The sequence below is a fragment of the Spectribacter acetivorans genome (genome assembly GCF_031846305.1).
Classification (GTDB): domain Bacteria; phylum Pseudomonadota; class Gammaproteobacteria; order Nevskiales; family Salinisphaeraceae; genus Spectribacter; species Spectribacter acetivorans.
This window is the reverse complement of record NZ_JAVRHY010000017.1, coordinates 36396-56857: the sequence shown is the minus strand read 5'-3', so window position 1 is coordinate 56857 and position 20462 is coordinate 36396. Positions and strand designations below refer to the sequence as shown.

General features: G+C 65.3%; 19 protein-coding genes. 9 read left to right on the top strand and 10 right to left on the bottom strand.

Going from position 1 to position 20462, the window contains the following annotated elements; genetic code table 11:
- The 7 genes from RM531_RS14280 to RM531_RS14250 all read right to left on the bottom strand — a co-directional run.
- On the bottom strand, positions 1-1350 hold a 1350-nt coding region (locus RM531_RS14280), incomplete at its 3' end, for a restriction endonuclease subunit S (protein ID WP_311660195.1).
- On the bottom strand, positions 1347-2813 hold the full coding sequence (locus RM531_RS14275; protein ID WP_311660194.1) for an N-6 DNA methylase: 1467 nt from the start codon (positions 2811-2813) through the stop codon (positions 1347-1349). The genes RM531_RS14280 and RM531_RS14275, both read right to left, overlap by 4 nt.
- Before the next feature lie 16 nt (positions 2814-2829).
- Entirely contained in the window at positions 2830-3189 is a 360-nt protein-coding gene (locus RM531_RS14270) for a HigA family addiction module antitoxin (RefSeq protein WP_349255452.1), read from the bottom strand.
- Positions 3186-3524, bottom strand: coding sequence for a type II toxin-antitoxin system PemK/MazF family toxin (locus RM531_RS14265; RefSeq protein WP_311651346.1), 339 nt, complete (start codon positions 3522-3524; stop codon positions 3186-3188). Before RM531_RS14265 ends, RM531_RS14270 begins: the two co-directional genes overlap by 4 nt.
- A complete protein-coding gene (locus RM531_RS14260; protein WP_311651344.1) occupies positions 3511-3747 on the bottom strand; it encodes a hypothetical protein in 237 nt (78 codons plus the stop codon). Before RM531_RS14260 ends, RM531_RS14265 begins: the two co-directional genes overlap by 14 nt.
- A 71-nt stretch (positions 3748-3818) precedes the next feature.
- Complete coding sequence (gene hsdR / locus RM531_RS14255; RefSeq protein ID WP_311660191.1) at positions 3819-6263, bottom strand: EcoAI/FtnUII family type I restriction enzme subunit R; 2445 nt, start codon at positions 6261-6263, stop codon at positions 3819-3821.
- Between the two features lie 304 nt (positions 6264-6567).
- Positions 6568-7278: a winged helix-turn-helix transcriptional regulator gene (locus RM531_RS14250; protein WP_311660189.1), complete on the bottom strand. Its 711-nt coding sequence runs from the start codon at positions 7276-7278 to the stop codon at positions 6568-6570.
- A 166-nt stretch (positions 7279-7444) separates the two neighbouring features.
- Between RM531_RS14250 and RM531_RS14245 the strand changes: the two genes are divergently transcribed.
- On the top strand, positions 7445-8278 hold the full coding sequence (locus RM531_RS14245) for a class I SAM-dependent methyltransferase (protein ID WP_311660188.1): 834 nt from the start codon (positions 7445-7447) through the stop codon (positions 8276-8278).
- Positions 8279-8367: 89 nt separating this feature from the next.
- Here the strand turns inward: RM531_RS14245 and RM531_RS14240 are convergent, their stop codons facing one another.
- Positions 8368-9267 carry a LysR family transcriptional regulator gene (locus RM531_RS14240; RefSeq protein WP_311660187.1) on the bottom strand — a complete coding sequence of 300 codons (900 nt, stop codon included), beginning with the start codon at positions 9265-9267 and terminating at the stop codon, positions 8368-8370.
- A gap of 109 nt (positions 9268-9376) precedes the next feature.
- Here RM531_RS14240 and metE point away from each other — a divergent pair, with 109 nt between their 5' ends.
- The gene (metE, locus tag RM531_RS14235) at positions 9377-11656 is read left to right on the top strand and encodes a 5-methyltetrahydropteroyltriglutamate--homocysteine S-methyltransferase (RefSeq protein ID WP_311660185.1); all 2280 of its coding nucleotides are present in this window, start codon (positions 9377-9379) and stop codon (positions 11654-11656) included.
- Between the two features lie 184 nt (positions 11657-11840).
- Here metE and RM531_RS14230 read toward each other — a convergent pair whose 3' ends face one another.
- Together RM531_RS14230 and RM531_RS14225 are read right to left on the bottom strand one after the other, a co-directional pair.
- A complete protein-coding gene (locus tag RM531_RS14230) occupies positions 11841-12665 on the bottom strand; it encodes an enoyl-CoA hydratase/isomerase family protein (protein WP_311660183.1) in 825 nt (274 codons plus the stop codon).
- Between the two features lie 80 nt (positions 12666-12745).
- On the bottom strand, positions 12746-14149 hold the full coding sequence (locus tag RM531_RS14225; protein WP_311660182.1) for an aminotransferase-like domain-containing protein: 1404 nt from the start codon (positions 14147-14149) through the stop codon (positions 12746-12748).
- Positions 14150-14426: 277 nt separating this feature from the next.
- Here RM531_RS14225 and RM531_RS14220 point away from each other — a divergent pair, with 277 nt between their 5' ends.
- The 7 genes from RM531_RS14220 to RM531_RS14190 are packed head-to-tail and all read left to right on the top strand — an operon-like array spanning position 14427 to position 20127.
- Entirely contained in the window at positions 14427-14909 is a 483-nt protein-coding gene (locus RM531_RS14220; protein ID WP_311660180.1) for an MSMEG_0572/Sll0783 family nitrogen starvation response protein, read from the top strand.
- A gap of 19 nt (positions 14910-14928) precedes the next feature.
- Positions 14929-15963, top strand: a complete 1035-nt coding sequence (locus RM531_RS14215) for a Nit6803 family nitrilase (protein ID WP_311660178.1) — start codon at positions 14929-14931, stop codon at positions 15961-15963.
- The gene (locus RM531_RS14210) at positions 15902-16981 is read left to right on the top strand and encodes an MSMEG_0568 family radical SAM protein (protein WP_311660177.1); all 1080 of its coding nucleotides are present in this window, start codon (positions 15902-15904) and stop codon (positions 16979-16981) included. The genes RM531_RS14215 and RM531_RS14210 overlap by 62 nt, the downstream gene beginning before the upstream one ends.
- A gap of 15 nt (positions 16982-16996) precedes the next feature.
- Positions 16997-17551, top strand: a complete 555-nt coding sequence (locus tag RM531_RS14205) for an MSMEG_0567/Sll0786 family nitrogen starvation N-acetyltransferase (protein WP_311660176.1) — start codon at positions 16997-16999, stop codon at positions 17549-17551.
- A complete protein-coding gene (locus tag RM531_RS14200; protein WP_311660173.1) occupies positions 17551-18540 on the top strand; it encodes a sll0787 family AIR synthase-like protein in 990 nt (329 codons plus the stop codon). The genes RM531_RS14205 and RM531_RS14200 overlap by 1 nt, the downstream gene beginning before the upstream one ends.
- The gene (locus RM531_RS14195; protein ID WP_311660171.1) at positions 18533-18820 is read left to right on the top strand and encodes an MSMEG_0570 family nitrogen starvation response protein; all 288 of its coding nucleotides are present in this window, start codon (positions 18533-18535) and stop codon (positions 18818-18820) included. The genes RM531_RS14200 and RM531_RS14195 overlap by 8 nt, the downstream gene beginning before the upstream one ends.
- Positions 18817-20127, top strand: a complete 1311-nt coding sequence (locus RM531_RS14190; protein ID WP_311660170.1) for an MSMEG_0569 family flavin-dependent oxidoreductase — start codon at positions 18817-18819, stop codon at positions 20125-20127. Before RM531_RS14195 ends, RM531_RS14190 begins: the two co-directional genes overlap by 4 nt.
- Positions 20128-20462: the final 335 nt, after the last annotated feature.

Sequence of the window (20462 nt, the reverse complement as noted above, 5' to 3'; positions counted from 1 at the left end):
ACAATAGAGAAAGCGCCGATCTACAAGCGTACTTGGCCGGATGATCATCAGTGAAGATGCAATCGCTCCCGTCTCGAAAGGCTCGACGAACGCGGTCTTTCCGAATGTCGCGCCTCGCAAGCAATAAAGCATATCTCCAGGTTGGATCTTGCCACTTCCAAGCGAATCGAATTTTGCCTGCGAGATAAAATTCATCGTGTAATCGCACAGGTATCCGTCCTCTCTAATATGCCCGGTGTTAATCCATGGCACGCCATGGGAGATATATTCCGCGCGCTTCGGGTACCTCTTGCTTCTGTCACCGTTCTCGAACTCCGCGACTTCTGATAGTCGAACCCACCGCCATCCCTCCGGCGGCGTGAACGGAATTTCATCTTCTACGGCTTGCGATTCCATAGGACTTGAGGGATTGCTCAACGAACTATCCGTCGTTTCGCCCGTGTCTTGCAGCACGATCCTCCCTCGTACCGCGAGGTCGAGGATGGTCTGGCGCAATGTCTTGATCTGGTCGGGGCGTGCGGTGAGGGCGGGGAGGGTGCCGAGAGCGAAGCGGGCGTGGTCGCGGAAGCTCTGTTCTTCGGCGTTGGGTGTGGTCAGGCGGGAGAGGGTGGCGGTGGTCAGCCGGTCGCGCGTGGATTCGCGGGTGCGGTGCTGTTCCTCCAGCCGGTCGCAGAGGGCCATCAGCTCGTCGATTCTTCCTTGCACCTTGGGGTCAACTAAGGGGACTGGCACGTCCGCGATGCGGCCAACAGTGAGCGTTACGTTGGCTGTACCAGTCATCCGCGATACGAGGAGATCTTCTGTAAAAGTGCTCAGGTACTCGAAAAGGAAGCGAGCCGAGAACAATTCCGGATTCTTCGGGAAGACGGCAGCCAGAATTGTTCCGAGTGCGAACTGACCTTCTTGGTAGTGGAGCCGGTTGATCGATGCTCGACCATGACCAGTTGATGAAACCAGGGGGATAATTACAGCGGGGCCTTCAAAGTCGTGATGGTCGCATGGCTTTCTTCCTGCTCCAGTTACGACCAACGGGAAAGCTCCCGGCAACGCTTTGGTGATTGCTGTCTTGCCCTTTTCGATGTTCGCGATGGCGCCAAGGCGGACGAATTTCTTCTCATCGCGGAAGCCCTCTGGAAGCTCTTTCGGTTCAACTCGCAACTTCGAGAGTTTTGTTCCTAGGGAGGACAGCGTTGCCTCGTTTGCCCATTCGTCAACCGATGTGCCGCTGAGGTTGCCATCAAGCTTCCCTGAGATCGCCAACGCTACAGCCAATTTTCGGAAGCGCTGAATCTCATCGATGGAACTTCCGCCTAGGCGTTCGAGAATGGATTGCGCCTGTTCGGCCTTCATCGCGTCAGCGCCTCGCCGAGGATGGACTTGAGTTGATCGCGGATGGCCTGGATTTCGGCCTCGGCGTTGTTTAGGTCTTCCAGCAGCTCTTCCGGGTCGCCGTGGTCTTCCTCTACGGTGTGCGGGTTCTTGATGTCGAGGTTGTAGTTGCGGGCCTTGATCTCCTCGGCGGTGACCTTCCAGGCGCGCGGGCCTTCCTCGCGGCCCTCGCGCCCCTTGCCATCGGGGCCGCCCCACCATTGTGCGCAGTCGTCCAGATGCTCCAGCCGGATGGGCCTGGTCATGGAGTAGGCCTTCTGGCCTTCTGGAACCTGGTGCTCCCAGTACCAGGTCTCGGTGGTGGGTGTGCCTTTCTCGAAGAACAGCAGGTTTGTGCCGATGCTGGCGTAGGGGCGGAACACGGAGTTGGGCAGGCGCACGATGGTGTGCAGGTTGCACTCTTCCATCAGGTGTTCCTTGAGGCGCGTCTTGACGCCCTCGCCGAAGAGCGAGCCGTCCGGCAACACCACGGCGGCGCGACCGCCGGGCTTGAGCAGGCGGATGATCAGGGCCAGGAAGAGGTCGGCGGTTTCGCGGGTGCGGTAGCGCTGCGGGAAGTTGGCCTCTATGCCGTCTTCCTCGCGCCCGCCGAAGGGCGGGTTGGTGAGCACGATGTCCACGTACTCGGATTTGGTCCAGGAGATGTAGGGCCGCGCCAGCGTGTTGTCGTGCCGTACGAAGCTGGGGTCCTCGATGCCGTGCAGCAGCATGTTGGTGACGCAGAGCATGTGCGGCAGCGGCTTCTTCTCCACCGCGCGCAGTGCGTTCTGCATGGTGGCCTCGTCTTCCGGCCGCTTCACGTAGTGATCGCGCATGTGCCGCAGGGCGCAGCTGAGGAAGCCGCCGGTGCCGCAGGCCGGGTCGAACAGAGTCTCGCCGGGGTGCGGGTCGATCTGTTGCGCCATGAAGGCGGTTACGGCGCGCGGGGTGTAGTACTCGCCGGCGTTGCCGGCGGACTGTAGGTCGTTGAGGATCTGCTCGTAGATGTCGCCGAAGTGCTGGCGCTCGCTGAGGTTGTTGAAGTCGATGCCGTTGATCTTGTTGATCACCTGCCGCATCAGGTGGCCGGACTTCATGTAGTGGTAGGCGTCCTCGAACACGTCGTGCACCACGCGACGGCGGTCGCCGGGCTGGCCGGAGGCGGTCAGGTTCTTGAGCGTGGGGAACAGCTCGTTGTTGATGAAGGCCTGCAGTTCTTCGCCGGTGATGCCTTCCGGGTCCGCCGCCCAGTTGCGCCATTGCAGTTTTGCCGGAATGGGCGAGCGGTAGTCGTCGCGCAGCAGTTCCAGTTCCTTGTCCTGGTCGTCGATGATCTTGAGGAAGAACAGCCAGCACAGCTGGCTGATGCGCTGGGCATCGCCGTCCACGCCGGTGTCCTGGCGCATGATGTCCTGGATGGACTTGACTAGGGTGCGGACGGACATGGGGCAGCAGTTTGCGTTATTGATTTGGACGGCGACGCGGACCAGCTTTTGCGCCCGGCTGGGTGCCTCCGAGGTGGATCAGCTTTTGGTTGGCCAATGGCGTGATGGCGGCCAGCTCACGGCCGATCCGTTGCTCGGTCACTTCCATGTCACGCGCCGCCTGAGCACGCAGCCAGTAGCCCTTGCTGAGGCTGAAGAAGCGACACAACCGCAGGTCGGTATCGGCGGTGATAGCGCGCTTGCCGTGCACGATGTCCCCAATACGCTGGGCTGGCACGCCGATTTCCTTGGCCAGTCGGTACTGCGTCAGGCCATTGGGTTTCAGGAACTCTTCCAGGAGCAGTTCGCCCGGCTTTACGGCGGGCATAGCGGTCATAGCCCCAACGCCAGTTGGAGCCCTGCATCGACTTTTTGCATCGTCTTGCCGGGAATCGCCTTGAGGCGGTCCGTCAGCAGTGAGCGATCCAGGGTGAGGAGTTGCGATATGTTCACTATCGAAGCTTTGGGCAGGCTGGAATCGGCCTTGGAGAGACGCACGTTGCCTGGTGCGTTTTCCAAGGCAAGATTGGAGGTCACGACGGCTACGATGACTGTCGAAATGCGGCTGTCGTTGAAAGCGTTGGCCTGAACAATGAGCACGGGGCGACGAAACCCGGGGCCGGAGCCCACGGGATCCGGCAGCGACGCCCACCAGAGCTCACCACGCTTCATCGTCGATTAATGCATTTTGCGCGCGTGCCAAGGCCGGGTCCAGCGCCGAATCTTGCTCGGCATAGACCTCGTTGAGCTTGTCCGTTATCCCTTCGGCGCCGTGCCGGGCCAAGTATTCGCTCAAGGCGTCGGCAAACAACCGGCTGCGGGGAACGCGGCGCTGTTTGGCCAGACGTTCCGCAGCTTCAAAAATGGGTTCTGGTACCGAGACTGCTACTTTCATGCGCAAATAGTATCACCAAGGTATGACCACGGCAATCCGGCCCCGATTGCGGTTCGTTAGCGATAAATGGCTCAGGCCACTTCGTCATACAGCGCCGCCTGCATCTCGTGGACGGCTTGTTCGAACTTGGCCTTGCCGCCGAAGGCGTTGACCAGCTGCACAGTGGTACCGAGTTGGTTGAGGGGCGGGATGCTCAGCACGCGCGGGTCGTCGAGATTGAGCACACCTTCGTCGGCGTACTTGGCGAGCAGTGCTTCGAGCACCTTGCGGGCGGTATCGCCATGGCGGTTGAAGATGTCGCGCTTCTTCACCTGCTCGGCGCGCTCGCGGCGGGTCAGCGGCTTGGCGTCGAAGGCGATATGGCAGATCAGGTCGAAGGGGTCCAGCTCGCTGCCCAGTTCCTCGACGATGGGGTCCAGCGGCAGGCCTTCGGCAGCCAGCTCGTCGAGCACGGCCTGCTTGCGCTCGGCGGCACTCCAGCGGCGCAGGAAATCGTCCAGGCTGGCGAAGCGCTTGCGCAGCGAGCGCTTGGTGAAGTCGCGTAGCGATTCGGTGACCAGCCTGCCCTGCTCGTCGAGGTATTCGACCCGTTCGGCGATGATGCTGGCACCGACGCCGTCAACGTAGATCTTGCGCTGCTTGTCGGGTTTGCTGCCGTCACCGGTCGCACCGTCGATCACGGTTTCGTCCTCGCCCGGCGCGTAGGCCGGCGAATCCTCGCCGATCGCGGGGGTGGGCGCATCGTCCGGCGGCGCAACCGGGTCGCCCTCGTCGGGGGCGTAGATCTGCACCGGGTCGCCGTCGAAATCGGGGTCGGCGAAGTGGCTGGTAGCGCCGCGGAAGTCGATGAGGGTGAAGTAGTACTTGCGGGTGTCCTCGTGCACGCGGGTGCCGCGGCCGACGATCTGCTTGAACTCGGTCATGGAGCCCACCTCGCGGTCCAGCGCGATCAGGCGACAGGTTTGCGCGTCGACCCCCGTGGAAAGCAGGCGCGAGGTGGTGACGATAACCGGCCAGGTGGATTCGGGATCGATAAAGTTGTCGAGCTGTTCCTTGCCTTCGGCGTCCCCGCCGGTGATGCGCATCACATAGCGCGAGTTCTGGGCTACCAGATCCTGGTTTTGGTTGATCAGCGCCTGGCGCATGCGGGCGGCGTGTTCCTGGTCCACGCAGAACACGATGGTCTTCTGGAAACGGTCGCCGCTTTCCCGCAGGAAGGCCGTGACCTTCTGTGCGACCAGTTGCGTGCGGTCGTCGATGACCAGTTCGCGGTCGAAGTCCTTGCGGTTGTAGAGACGATCGTCGATTTCGTTGCCGTCACGGTCACGCTGGCCCTTCTGCGGCCGGTAGCCCTGGACGTCGTGATCGATGTGCACCTTGACCACCTTGTAGGGAGCCAGGAAGCCGTCGCTGATGCCCTGCTTCAGTGAATAGGTGTAGATCGGGTCGCCGAAGTAGGCGATGTTGGAAACGTACTTCGTTTCCTTGGGGGTGGCCGTCATCCCGATCTGGGTGGCACCGGAGAAGTACTGCAGGATCTCACGCCAGGCGGAGTCCTCGGCCGCGCTGCCGCGGTGGCATTCGTCGATGACGATGAGGTCGAAGAAGTCACGCGAGAACTCGCGGAACAGCTTGTTGCGTTCCTCCGGGCCGGTAATGGCCTGGTACAGGCCGAGGTACACCTCGTAGGCGCTGTCAATGCGCCGCTGCCGGTCCACCCCGAGGGTCAGCTCTTCGTGACGGCCGTCGTCGCGTTCAATCGTTTTCGCATTGGTGGAGAGCTTGGCCATGGCCCCGCCGAAGGGGCGGAAGTCGTTGACCATGGTCTGGTCGACCAGCACGTTGCGATCGGCCAGGAACAGCACACGCTTGGCGCGGCCGGCTTTCCACAACCGCCAGATAATCTGGAAGGCGGTGTAGGTCTTGCCCGTGCCGGTGGCCATGACCAGCAGCAGACGGTCGCGCCCCTGGGCGATCGCCTCGATGGCCTTGTTGACGGCGTTGATCTGATAGTAACGCGGCGTCTTGCCGCTGCCATCATCGTGATAATCCTGCAGCACGGTGGCCTCGGCCGCCGGGCTGAAACCCTTCCAGGCGCGGTAACGCGCCCAGAGGTCGTCCGGGGACGGAAACTGGTCGAGGCTGAGGGTCGTCTCGCGCTGCGGGCTGGCGCCGGTGCGGTCGTGGAAGACGAAGCCGTCACCATTGGAGGTGAAGACGAAGGGTACGTCCAGCGTCTCGGCGTAGTCCAGCGCCTGCTGTATGCCGTCGCCGAGGCTGTGGTTGTTGTCCTTGGCCTCGATGACCGCGATGGGGATATTGGGCTTGAACTGCAGGACATAGTCAGCGCGCTTGGCCCTGCCGCGCGTCACCAGCTTGCCGCGCACGATGATGCGGCCCTTGGTGAAGGAGACCTCCTCGCGGATCTGCAGCATGCGATCCCAGCCGGCCGTCTCCAGCGCCGGGGTGATGTACTTGCTGCAGATGTCGCGTTCGCTCAGGTCGCGCTTTTGCAATGCTCCCCCGAAACGCCTGTCGGCGTGTTGCCCCTCGGGGCGACTAATGCGTGATTCCGCACTGTAACCGAACGGGAACAGGCAACAAACGCGTCAGGTGTTGCACATGAGTCCGTGAGACCTGCGAGCGTGACCGACATGATCAACCGTCAGCTGCGCCGCATGGGGGGTGCCGGACCAGCAAGCGTCGCCACCGGTGCTGGATGCCATTACCGGGCTGGTGCCGAGTAACGTCAATGCGGAAAGCGAATTTCGTCGCCAGCGTCAGGATAAGCGCGTTCCGATTCCGAAGAGCCGACGAAATTCAGGGAGACACCCGCTTCTGCTCACCGGCAAAGGGGCTCAGCCCGAGCCAGTCGCCGATGCGCGACGTCAGTTCCCGGGCGCCGGTAAGCTGAAGACGATTGTCCCGCACGGCCTGCTGGATCGACATGATGCCCATCCAGATGGCCGTCATGGTGCGCAGATCGGTGACCACGTACAGGTCCACCTCCTGGCCGGGATCGATCATGCACAGGTCGACCGCATCCGTCTCCGCGGCCCGATCGATGATGAGCCACCACTTCCGCTGTCCGCGCTCTAGTTGCGGGTACAGAAACTGAATCGTGATGCGGCGCTCCGGCAGCGCCTCCGGCTTCAGGTTCCGGCGCATGTCCCACATCAGCAGCGAAGGGTCCAGGTTGCGCAGCGACAGTTGCGACTCCAGCCAGCGCTGGCCCCAGCTTCCCAGCGACATGACGGTTGGCCGCAACTCCTCGCCCGCCTCGGTTAGCCGGTAGGCCGGTGCACCGCTCTCGGCATCAACCCGGCGCGTAATCAGGCCGTGCGTTTCCAGTTCGCCGAGCCGCTTGGACAGCAGCGCCGGCGACATGCGTGGCACGCCGCGCCGCAATTCGTTGAAGCGCGTGCTGCCGCAGAGCAGCTCGCGCAGTACGAGAATCGTCCACCGCGTGCCTAGCACCTCGGTGGCCATCGCCACCGGGCAGAACTGGCCATAACCCTGCTGTGACGCCATCCGCACCCTCCCGCACCGACACGGCCCCAGTGCAAGCACGGCTTGCCGGCCGTTGGCCGGTTCAGCTTTTGAACTGGATATCGAGCCTAACAGCGAGAGATCGTTTCCGGAATGGTCGCGCGCAAGGACCGCGGCCCTACTCAGAAAGCAAGCAAAGGAGACAGCCATGAGCAGCATTGAGGCTACGGCAGGTACTGATCCGGAAATGCAGGCGCTCAAGCAGCGTCTGAAAACAACCTGGGAATCGGGCGACTACGGCGCCTTTGCGGTCTATCTGCAGCGCGGCGCGGCGGATTTTCTGGAACGTCTCGATATCCAGCCCGGCACGCGCATGCTCGACGTCGCATGCGGCGCCGGCCAGATCAGCGTCCCGGCGGCACGTGCCGGCGCGCAGGTCACGGGTGTCGACATCGCCGCGAATCTCGTCGAGCAGGCGCGGGCCTGGGCGCGTGAGGAAGGCGTCGACGCCCGCTTCGACGAGGGCGACGCCGAAGACCTGCCCTACGACAACGCCAGCTTCGATCTGGTGACGAGCCTGCTCGGCGCGATGTTCGCACCGCAGCCAGACCGGGTAGCTAGCGAACTGCTGCGCGTCTGCCGGCCCGGCGGGCGCATCGTCATGGGCAACTGGACGCCCGAAGGCTTCGTCGGCGGCATGTTCAAGATCATCGGCAAGCACGCACCGCCCCCGCCGCTGATGGCGCCGCCGGTGCAGTGGGGTGACGAGGCCACCGTGCGCCAGCGCCTTGCCACCGGCGCCGACGTGACCGTAACCCGCCGCTCCTATCCGTTCGAGTACCCCTTCGGACCAGAGGCGGTGGTCGACCTCTTCCGGGACTATTACGGCCCTGCGCAGAAGGCCTTCGCCGCGCTGGATCCTGCCGGCCAGGCGGCGCTGCAGGAAGAGCTGACTAGCCACTGGCAGCAACACAACCAGGCCAACGACGGCGGCACCCGCGTGGAGGCGGAATACCTCGAAGTCGTCGCGCGGCGGTGCTGACCGCCGGGCTGCTGCCTCCCGAAAACAATCGGGCGCCGAGTCCGATGTTTGCCGCTGGAAGATCTGACCAGGTCATCTGGCGTGCGTAGTCAGTGGCCGTCAAATTCACTAACCGTCTGCGCGAGCCGCAGAAATGCCTCGATATGCTGGTTACGTCGGTCGCCTTTGCGCACCCCCAGGTGAATCTGCTTGGGAATGCCCCTGCGGCCGAGCCGGACGGCTTCGAGTGACAGCTTGTCGGCGTATTCGGCGATCAGCCAGCGGGGCAACGCGGCGACGCCGCGGCCGGCGGCGACCAGCTGCAGCATGATGTCGGTGGACTCGACGTTCTTGTGCCTGCGCGGGGCGCAGCGGGCGGGCGTGAGGAAACGGGTGTAGATGTCCAGGCGGTCGGCATCGACCGGGTAGGAAAACAGCACTTCGTTGTTCAGGTCGGACGGCTTGATGTGGTCGCGGCCGGCCAGACGATGGTCGGCGGCCACGGCCAGGACCTGCTCGTAGTCGAACACCGGTTCGAACAGCACGCCGGGGCGGTCCAGCGGGTCGGGGGTAACCAGGATGTCGATGTCGTGGCTGAACAGGGCGGCCATGCCGCCGAACTGGAACTGCTGCATCACGTCGATATCCACGCCCGGCCAGGCCTGCAGGTAGGGCTCGACCACCTTCAGCAGCCACTGGTAGCAGGGGTGGCATTCCATGCCGATGCGCAGCGCCCCCTGCTCGCCGGCGGCGTACTCGGCCAGCACCTCGTCGGCGCGTTCGAGTTGCGGCAGCAGCCGGTTGGCGGTGTTCAGCAGGTACTCGCCGGCGGGGGTCAGGCGCACGCGGCGGCCGTCCCGTTCCCATATCCGCGCGCCGGAGTGTTGTTCCAGCTTCTTGATGGCGTGGCTGAGGGCCGACTGCGTCAGGTGCAGCGACGCCGCAGCCGCGGTCAGCGAGCCATCGCGCTCGATGCTGCGGAGGATGCGGAGGTGGGTGCGTTCGATCATTGCTTATCCATGAGAATAAATAATGGCTTAATGAAAAAATACCATTTTTATTCATTGGCTAGCGCGCCTACGATTCCTGCGTTCCCCACTTGAATGCTGAAGGACGATCATGGCGACGACCCACAATCTCGGATTCCCCCGCATCGGCGGCAAGCGTGAGCTGAAGTTCGCGGAAGAGGCCTACTGGAAGGGCGAATCCAGCGCCGACGAGCTCCTGACCAGGGGCGCCGAGTTGCGCCGGCAGAACTGGCAGCATCAGTCGGGCCTGGGTCTGGTGCCGGTGGGCGATTTCTCGTTCTACGATCACCTGCTAGACACCAGCTTCCGGCTGGGCAACGTGCCGGCGCGGGTCAGCAAGCTCGACGGCAGCCGGCTGGACAACATGTTCCGCGTAGCCCGCGGCCGCTCGGCCGGGGATGATGACGCGAATGCCGTGCGCGCCGGCGAGATGACCAAGTGGTTCGATACCAACTACCACTACATCGTGCCGGAGGTGGACGCCGACACCGCGTTCACGCTGGATGCCGATGACCTGCTGGACCAGGTGGCCGAGGCGAAGGCCGCCGGTGTGACGCCCAAGCCGGTGCTGGTCGGCCCGGTCACCTATCTGTGGCTTTCCAAGGCCACCGACGACAGCGACCGGCTGGCGTTGCTGGATCGCCTGCTGCCGGTCTACCGCGAGCTGCTTGATCAGCTCGGCCAGCAGGGTATCGACTGGGTGCAACTGGACGAGCCGGTGTTGGTCTATGACTTGGATAACGCCTGGAAGCAGGCTGTTCAGAAGGCCTACGACACGCTGGCCGGCGCGGCACCGAAGCTGATGGTCACCACCTATTTCGGTGAGCTGGCCGACAACATCGGCCTGGCCTGCAACCTGCCCGTGGCCGGTCTGCACGCCGATGCCGTCAAGGGCCGTGACGAGGTCGATCGGATCGTCGCCGCACTACCCGAGGACAAGGTGCTCTCGCTGGGCGTGATCGACGGTCGCAATATCTGGAAGGCCGATCTCGCCGGTCTGTTGGACTGGCTGGAGCCGATTGCCGAGAATCTAGGCGACCGCCTGTGGCTGGCCCCGTCCTGCTCGCTGCTCCACGTGCCCGTGGACCTGAACAGCGAGACGAAGATGGACCCCGAGATCAAGAGCTGGCTGGCGTTCGCGCTGCAGAAGCTGGGCGAGCTCGAGGTCCTGGCTGGCGCCCTGAACCAGGGCCGCGACGCCGTGCGCCAGGCGCTGGACCGCAACGCCGAGGCCATCGCCAGCCGCCGCGCTTCCGACCGCGTGGACAATCCGGCGGTCAAGCAGGCCGCGCGCGACATCACCCCGGACATGGGCAAGCGCGACAGTGCCTACAGCGAGCGCGCCGAGGCCCAGCGCCAGCACCTGAACCTGCCGGCCTACCCGACCACCACCATCGGCTCGTTCCCGCAGACGAAGGAGATTCGCCAGGCGCGGCTCAAGCATCGCAAGGGCAATCTCTCCCGCGAGGATTACGTCGCCCAGATGAAGGCCGAGATCGAGCGCTCCATCCGCGAGCAGGAAAAGCTCGGCCTGGACGTGCTGGTGCACGGCGAGCCCGAGCGCAACGACATGGTCGAGTACTTCGGCGAGCAGCTCGAAGGCTATGTCTTTTCCCAGCACGGCTGGGTGCAGTCCTTCGGTTCGCGCTGCGTGAAGCCGCCGATCCTATACGGCGACATCAAGCGCCCCGAGCCGATGACCGTGGACTGGATTCGCTACGCCCAGTCGCTGACCGACAAGCCGGTCAAGGGCATGCTCACCGGACCCGTCACCATGCTCAACTGGTCCTTCGTGCGCGACGATCAGCCGCGCTCGGAATCCTGCAAGCAGCTGGCGCTGGCCATCCGCCAAGAGGTGCTGGACCTGGAGGCCGCGGGCGTCAACGTCATCCAGATCGACGAGGCCGCGCTGCGCGAGGGTCTGCCGCTACGGCGCTCGCAGTGGCAGGCGTATCTCGACTGGGCGGTGGAATCCTTCCGCATCACCGCCAACGGCGTGGGTGACGAGACCCAGATTCACACCCACATGTGCTACTCGGAATTCAACGACATCATCGAGTCGATCGCGCACATGGACGCCGACGTGATCACCATCGAGACCTCGCGCTCCAACATGGAGTTGCTGGATGTGTTCGACCACTTCGCCTATCCCAACGAGATCGGCCCGGGTGTCTACGACATCCACTCGCCCAACATCCCGGCGCCGGATCAGGTGATCGACCTGATGCGCAAGGCGGCCGAGCGGATTCCGCGCGAACGGCTTTGGATCAACCCGGACTGCGGGCTCAAGACCCGGCAGTGGGCGGAAGTGTCGCCGGCGCTGCAGAACATGGTCGACGCCGCCCGCAGCCTGCGCGACAAGGCCGCCTGACCCGCGATTTGTCTTCGCCGATGTCCCGGCAATCCAGCCGGCCCGTTGCCCGCGGGCCGGCTTCTTTTTTGCGATTGTCTGCCCCGAGGCATCGACCGGAAAGGCCGATTGAAATCGGCCCTACCGCAGGGCTCAATGCCAGTGTAGGGCGGAATTCATTCCGCCTGCAGCCCAAGGCCACCGGTCAGCCCCCCGTGTAATCCGGCGCGTCCGGCTTCTCCAGCCAGTCCCGCCGTGCGTCCAGCGGCTGTGCCAGATAGGCCCGCATGGCCGCCAGACCGTCATCCGACAGCATCGTGTCCAGAAAATCGGCGGCCTCCATCGACAAGCCCGCCGTCAGATGGGTGTCGCTGCCAGCGTAGACGGCGTGCTTGATGCGGGCGACCGCCCGAGGCGGCAGGGCGGCCAGGTCGGCGCCGATCTCGCGGGCCTTGGCCAGGGCGTCGTCGGCGCATTCGTGCACCAGTCCGAGGTCCCGTGCGGTGTCCGGCGGCACGACACGGCCCCGCAGGATGAACTCGATGGCGCGGCCGGCGCCAATCAGACGACTCAGCCGCTGGGTGCCGCTGCCGCCGGGCAGGATGCCGAGCTTGACCTCGGGCAGGCCGAAACGGTGATCGCCGGTCTGGGCAATGCGGATATCGCAGGCCAGGCAGAGCTCGAATCCGCCGCCCATGGCATCGCCGTTCATGGCCGCAATCACCGGCTTGGGCAGATTCTCCAGCGCCGACAGCATGGCGTGGTAGCCGTCATTCAGGGCCGTACCCATGGCGCGCATGCCGTCGCGATCGGCGGCCAGGGCTTCCAGCTCCTCCACGCTGTAGTGGGTGATCAGCTTGCCGGGAACGCCGCCGGTGACAATCACCACGCGCACGGCCGGGTCGTCGCGCCAGCCCTCGATCAACCCGGCCAGCGCCTGGGCACCCTCGGCGCAGAAATAGTTCATCGGCGGATTGTGGTAAGCCGCCACCACCACGCCGTCAGCCTGTTCGATCTGCCAGTAATCCATGCTGCCTCCGGACCATCGCAGTCACCCCGGTTGCATCCTCGGCTGAATGGCCGGGCGGTGCAATGCGGGTCGGCGCCAGATCAGAGGTCGGCGCCGGCGGCCATGGCCGGCAGATGCTCGATGGCGTCGTGGATGATCTCCAGCTGCCGGTGGCACTCGTCGCGGCTGGAACGGCCGCCCAGGCAGATGCGCATTGCCTCGGGGGCGGGGCTGCGCATGGCGAAGGTATCCGACTCCACCGCGGCCACCCCGTACTGACGCAGACGGGTGCCAAGCTCCACCCGGGTCCAGGGCCGGGGGACCGGCAGCCACAGGTGGAAACCTTCCGGCTGGGCCCAGTAGTCGATGCCGGCCAGGGCCCGTGCGGCCAGGCGCTGACGGGCCCGCGACTCCTCCCGTATGGCAAGGGTGGCGGCGCGCACCGTGCCGTCCACGATCCAGCGGGTGGCCAGCCGGATCATGGCCGGATTGGCCATCACCGCCAGACTGGCCAGGGTGGTGGTCAGCCGCGCGGTGTACCGCACGTTCGGCAACACCAGATAGCCGATGCGCAGCCCCGCGCCCAGGACCTTGGCCAGCCCGGCCACGTAAAAGGTGAGCTGCGGCGCCAGCGTGGCCAGCGGCGGCAGGCGCCTGGCCGGCAGACAGCCGTAGGGATCGTCCTCGATGATGGGCACACCGTAGCGCTGGGCAATCTCGGCGATGGCGGTGCGGCGCTCCATCGACAGCGTCGCGGTGGTGGGATTGGCCAGGGTCGGATTGATGTACAGCGCCTTGGGCAGGTTGGCGGCACATAGCCCGGCGAAGGCCTCCGGGTCCAGGCCGTCGCGGTCGGCGGGAAGCCCGGCCAGGCGGATGCCCAGATGGGCCGCGATGCCCTTGATGCCGGGGTAACCTAGCGCCTCGCAGGCAATCACGTCACCCGGCCGGGCCAGGGCCGCGAACAGCCCCAGCAGCGCCCCGTGGGCGCCGGGGCAGACCAGCAGATTGGCCGGGTCGACATCCGGCAGCCGATGCGCCAGCCACTGGGCGCCGGCCTCGCGGTCGGCCCGGGCGCCACCGAATTCCTGGTAGCGCAGCAGCCCGTACAGGTCATCTTCCCGGGCCAGACTGGCCAGACCGCCGCGCAGCCGCTCGATCAGATCGGGGTCGGTGGGTTCGGGGGGCATGTTCATCGACATGTCGATGGTGCCGATCGGGCTGGTGCGCCGGATGGGTTCGGCCGGGATCTCGCCCCGCACGAAACTGCCGCTGCCCGGCTGGCCGCGGATCAGCCCGCGCTGGGCCGCCTCGGCATAGCCGCGGGCCGCGGTGGTGAAATTGATGCCCAGTGCCTCGGCCACCGCCCGCAGGGGCGGGAGCTTCTCGCTGCCGCGCAGACGACCGGCCTGGATGTCCTCAGCGATCGCATCGGCGATTGCATGGTAAGTCGGGCGATCAATTTCCGGCACCCGTGCGGCCCACCGCCTCAGATCATTGTTCATGCTGCCCCATGGTTGTGCGCCAGTATGGCCTGTATGGCTTCATGGTAGTGCGTAATCACCCCGCGCCGCGACCCCGTGGCCAACGGATGACGGGGAATCCGCCTGCCCGGAACCATGGCTACCACACGAATCATGCCAATGATCGCATATTGATCGCATACAAGAGCCAATTGAGTGGCACAACGCTTGCGACTGCAGATGCACGGCAAGTAGCCGCCCGGGTTTGTCCGGCGCCTGCCGGCCGGTCATCAAAACGCAACGTTCAGGAGTTCACGTTATGCCTGCAGTCACCGCACCCGCCTACAAGAAGGGGGACTTCTTCGTCGACTACGAGGAGAAAGTCTTCGAGGACGTCCAGGCCGAAGCGGGCGAAAAAGCCCTGGTCACCTTCCACACCGTGGCCTTCGAAGGCTCCATCGGCCTGGTCAACATGCTTCAGGCCAAGCGCCTGCAGCGCAAGGGTTTCGAAACCAGCATCCTGCTCTACGGGCCAGGCGTGACCCTGGGCGTGCAGCGGGGCTTCCCCACTATCGGCGACGAGGCCTTTCCCGGCCATCAGAACTTCGAGAACCAGCTGACCGCGTTCATGGACGAGGGCGGCAAGGTCTACGCCTGCCGTTTTGCGCTGCAGGCGCTCTACGGTCACGGCGAACCGGCGCTGGTGAAGGGCATCCGGCCGATCAATCCGCTGGACGTGCTCGACCTGCAGCTGCTGCACCGGCGCGACAACGCCTACGTGGTCCACACCTGGACGATGTAGGCGCAGGACGGCTCCGATAATGTCTGATACGCAGAAAGTGCGGGTCGCCACGGTACAGCTGCAACCGGTGCTCGACTCGCCCGACGGCACGGTGGCGCGTGTGCTCGAAGAAATCGCGGCGGTGGCCAGCGAGGGGGCGAAGCTCGTGGTTTTCCCCGAAACCGCGGTGCCCTACTACCCCTACTGGTCCTTCGTACTCCCGCCCGTCGCGATGGGGCGTCCCCATCTGGCGCTTTACGAGCACGCGCCCACCGTGCCCGGCCCGGTCACCGATGCGGTGGCCGCGGCGGCACGCCAACACGGCATCGTGGTGGTACTGGGAGTGAACGAGCGCGATCACGGCACGCTCTACAACTGCCAGTTGATATTCGACGCCGACGGCCGTATTGCCCTGAAGCGGCGCAAGATCACGCCCACCTATCACGAGCGTATGGTCTGGGGTCAGGGCGACGGCAGCGGCCTGCACGCGGTGGACACCGCGGTCGGCCGCATCGGCGCACTGGCCTGCTGGGAGCATTACAACCCGCTGGCCCGCTATGCCCTGATGGCCGACCACGAGGCCATCCACTGCAGCCAGTTCCCCGGCTCCCTGGTGGGGCCGATCTTCGCCGAGCAGCAGGAAGTCACGCTCCGGCATCACGCGCTGGAGTCGGGCTGCTTCGTGGTCAACGCCACGTCCTGGCTCGACGATGACCAGATTCACAGCATCACCGACGACCCCAAACTGCAGAAGGGCGTCTCCGGTGGCTGCTATACCGCCATCATCGCGCCCGACGGCTCGCATGTGGTCGAGCCGCTGCGCGACGGCCCCGGCCGCCTGGTGGCGGATATCGACCTGGCGCTGAACACCAAGCGCAAACGGATGATGGACTCGGTGGGCCATTACGCCCGCCCCGAACTGCTCAGCCTGCGGCTGGATGACCGCTGCCACGCGCCCGTGGCACGCGATCCGGTCGCGGCCACCCCCGACGCAATCGACGAGGAACCCGATCATGGCGAATCCGAGCCGGAATCTGCTCACCGAGATGCAGTCGCTCGGTCTGCGGCTGGCTGACACCGAAACCGGTGCCCCCAGCCGGCGCGGCGGCGCCGGGCCCACCGATCACAAGGCCGTGGAAGTCGACGGCCGGACGGTCATGGTGCCCGTGCACACCGGCAACGCGAAGCGCTCGCCGTTCGCCACCGACAGCCAGGGCCGGCTGACCCGCGACGGCAAGCCCATCCGCACCATCCAGTTCGCCCGACAGCCGCGCTTTTACAAGATGCAGACGCTGGACGGCGTGCCCTACTGGAAGATTGCCCAGCTGCATGGCAGCGACGTGCTCGCCACCACCGTGCTGCAGACCTGCATCCGCTACGGCAGGCGCAGCACCGCCTGCCAGTTCTGCGCCATCGGCCAGTCGCTGGCCGAAGGCCGCACCATCAACCGCAAGTCGCCCGAGCATCTGGCCGAGGTCGCCCGCGCCGCCGTCCTGCTGGACGGGGTCAAGCACATGGTGATGACCACCGGCACCCCCAATTTCACCGATCGCGGCGCGAAGATCCTTTGCGACTCGGCCTTCGCCGTGCGCGCCGCGGTCGATCTGCCGATCCAGGCCCAGTGCGAGCCACCGGATGATCCGGTGTGGTTCGGTCGTCTGGAGGCGGCCGGGGCGGATTCGCTGGGCATGCATCTGGAAGCGGTCACGCCCGCGGTGCGCGAACGCATCATGCCGGGCAAGGCACAGGTCACGCCGGACCAGTATCTCCGGGCCTTCGAACAGGCGGTGGCGGTGTTCGGCCGCGGCCAGGTTTCCACCTACATCCTCGCCGGTCTGGGCGACAGCCGCGAGGCCATTCTCGAGATGAGCCAGACGCTGGTGGATCTCGGCGTGTATCCGTTCGTGGTGCCGTTCGTCCCCGTATCCGGCACGCCGTTGGAAAACCACGAGTCCCCCGACCCGCAGTTCATGCACGACATCCTGGCGCCACTGGGCCGGATGCTCTCGCGCGCGGGCATGCACTCCACCGACATCAAGGCCGGCTGCGGCCGCTGCGGCGCGTGTTCGTCGCTATCGGCCTACGAAGACTGATCGCGGATTACGGTCATGCTTCCCGAATCCCATGAACACAGGGTGGTGCCATTCGTATCGCCGGGGTTCACCGTCAAGCTGGCGGACCGACCCTGGGAACGGCGCCAGGCCATGGCCCTTCGCCGCCGCGTGTTCTGCGGCGAGCAGGGCCTGTTCGCGGAAGACGACCGCGACGCGCTGGACGAATGCGCCCTGCCGATCGTGGCCCTGTCCTGGTGGTCCGGCATGGCCGAGCAGGTGGTGGGCACGGTGCGCATCCACGACCATGGCGACGGACTCTGGCGCGGCTCGCGGCTGGCGGTGGCCGACGACTACCGGCGGCTGGCGCGGCTGGGTACCGAACTCATCCGGATTGCCGTGGGCAGCGCCCGCGCCCGGGGCTGCAGCCGGTTCCTTGCCCAGGTCCAGCAGGCAAATGTGCCGCTGTTCGAGCGGCTGCACTGGCAGTCGCTGCACCGGATCAACGTCTGCGGCCGGCCCCATGTCCTGATGCAGGCCGATCTGGCCCACTATCCACCCTGCGTGGAACCAGCCCGAGGCGTGGTCACCACCCGCCGGCAGGCGGCGTGATGCTGGACGCCATCGCCAATGCCGTCCGCCACAGCCCGGGCATTGCCGGCAAGACCGACATCGCCCCGGTGCTGGCCGCGCTCGGCGAGCGCTCGCAGGGCATCCGCGTGGGCGACGACTGCGCCGCCATTCCCGACGGCGACGGCTGGCTGCTGTTCGCCATCGAGGGCTTCGTCAACGGCTTCGTGACGCAAGCGCCGTACTTCGCCGGCTACTGCGGGGTGATGGTCAACCTCAGCGACATCGCCGCCATGGGCGGGCGGCCCACCGCGGTGGTGGATGCGATCTGGAGCCGCGACCACGAAGCCGCCCGTCCCATTCTTGCCGGTCTCGCCGAAGCCGCGCGGGTCTACAACGTTCCGGTGGTGGGCGGCCATAGCAACGCGAGCAGCGAGCAGGAGCAGCTGTCGGTATCGGTGCTGGGCCGTGCCAACGGACTGCTGACCAGCTTCGATGCACAGCCGGACGACATCCTGCTGGCCGCCGTCGATCTTCGCGGCCGCTACCGCGCACCCTGGCCCAACTGGGATGCCAGCACCGGCAGCGATCCGGCGCGGCTGCGCGCCGATCTCGAGATCCTGCCCGGCCTGGCCGAGGACGGCCTGTGCGCCGCCGCCAAGGACATCAGCATGGGCGGAGTCATCGGTACCACGATGATGCTGCTGGAATGCTCGGGCGTGGGTGCGACCGTGGATATCGGGCGCGTTCCCCGGCCCGCCGGTGCCGCGCCGCCGCGCTGGCTGACCGAGACGTTTCCCAGTTTCGGTTTCGTGCTGTCGGCGCCGCCGGACCGGGCCGATGCCGTGACCCGGCGGTTCACCGAGCGCGGCATTGCCTGCGCCGCCATCGGTCGCTGCGATGACACCCGCCGTCTGCGCCTGCGCGCCGATAACGAGTACCGCGACATCTGGGACTTCGCCAGCCGGCCCTATATCGGCTGCGGACCGGCGACCGTCAGCGTCGGGATGCCGGAGGCCGCTCATGCCTGAGACCCGATTCATCGTGCGCTGGCCGGATGACAGCCGCAGTCAGTGCTATTCCCCCTCCAGCGCCGTTACCACCTACCTCCGGGCCGGTGCCGATTATCCGCTGGCCGAGTTCCTGATGCGCACCCGCGATGCCCTGACCGTGGCCAGCGAACGCGTCCGGCGCAAGTACGGCTACGCCTGCAGCGCCGCCGCCGAACAACTGGCGGCGATCGAAGCCCGGGCCGCCGAGTTCGCGGACCGGCAGGACGCCCGCGTCACCATTGAAGGATTCGAACCATGAACCGATTTCGTCGCAACAGCATGATCGACGGCCCGGAAATCAGCCGTCACTGGCCGGTAGTGGTGATCGGCGGCGGCCAGGCCGGGCTGTCGGCCAGCTACTGGCTGCAGCAACAGGACATCGATCACCTGGTGATCGAGAAGAACCGGGTGGGCCACGCCTGGCGCCACCAGCGCTGGGACTCCTTCTGCCTGGTCACCCCCAACTGGCAATGCCGGCTACCGGGGTTTCCCTATGACGGCGACGACCCGCATGGCTTCATGCCGCGCGACGAGATCGTCGAATACCTGGAAACCTACGCCGCGTTTGTGGACCCGCCGCTGCGGGAGGGCGTCACGGTCAACCGCGTCACCGCCGACGAGCACGGCGGATTCCGGGTGAACACCACCGCCGGCGACGCCACCGCCGATCAGGTCATTCTTGCGGTCAACGGCTATCACGTTCCCCGCATTCCCCGCATCGCCGAACGCCTGCCGGGCAACGTGCGGCAACTGCATTCGGTGCACTACCGGCGCCCCGACGACCTGCCGGCGGGGGACGTGCTGGTGGTGGGCACCGGCCAGTCCGGCTGTCAGATCGCCGAGGACCTGCACCTGGCCGGCCGCGGCGTCCACCTCTGCGTCAGCAGCGCACCGCGGGCGCCGCGGGTCTACCGGGGCCGCGATTCGGTGGACTGGCTGGAACGGATGGGCACCTACGACGTGACCGTGGACGAGCATCCGGAACCCGCCCGGAACCTGCGCCACAAGGCCAATCACTATCTCACCGGGCGTGACGGGGGTCGCGATATCGACCTGCGGCAGTTCGCCCTCGAGGGCATGCAGCTCTACGGACGAGTGGCGGACATCCCGCCCGACGGGGTGCTCCATATCGAACAGGACCTGCGCCGAAATCTCGATGGCGCCGACGATACCTACCGCAAGATCTGCCGCAGCATCGACGAATACATCGAACGCCAGGGCATCAACGCGCCGGCGGGCGAGCCATACCAGCCGCCCTGGGAACCCGAGGTGGAACCAACCCACCTGAACCTCACTACCAGCGGCATCGGCTCGGTGATCTGGGCCACCGGATTCGGCAGCGATTTCAGCTGGGTAGAGCTGCCGCTGTTCGACGGGGCCGGCGACCCGGTTCACAGCCGCGGGGTGTCGCCGGTGGCGGGCGCCTATTTCCTGGGGCTGCCCTGGCTCAATACCTGGGGGTCGGGCCGCTTCGCCGCGGTTGGCGAGGATGCCCGCGTCGTGGTCGAAGCCGTTGCCGAACGCTGCCAATGCCGGCAGGGCCGGACGCGCGCTGCAGTCGCCTGAAACCGGCCAGACCCGGCACCCGGGTAACCCGGCCTCGATGGCCGGGTTTTTTATGCGTATTATCGGGCCCCAAAAAAGGGCCTTTGAACCGAAATGAATGTACTTAAATACGATTATTGGACAATAATTGCATTCAGGCAATTAAATAATGATTTATAACGCACTCACCGAATCGAGAAGGGAACTGGAAACGCTGGCGCGGCAAAGTCGCTAGGTATTTGTTTAAAAAACATTTTATTATTAAATAGATCGCCTTGCCAAGCTCGATAATAAAATGATTTATAACTATTTTTAACAATACAATATAAGCTCTAAACGGCGCCCTGAATGGCATC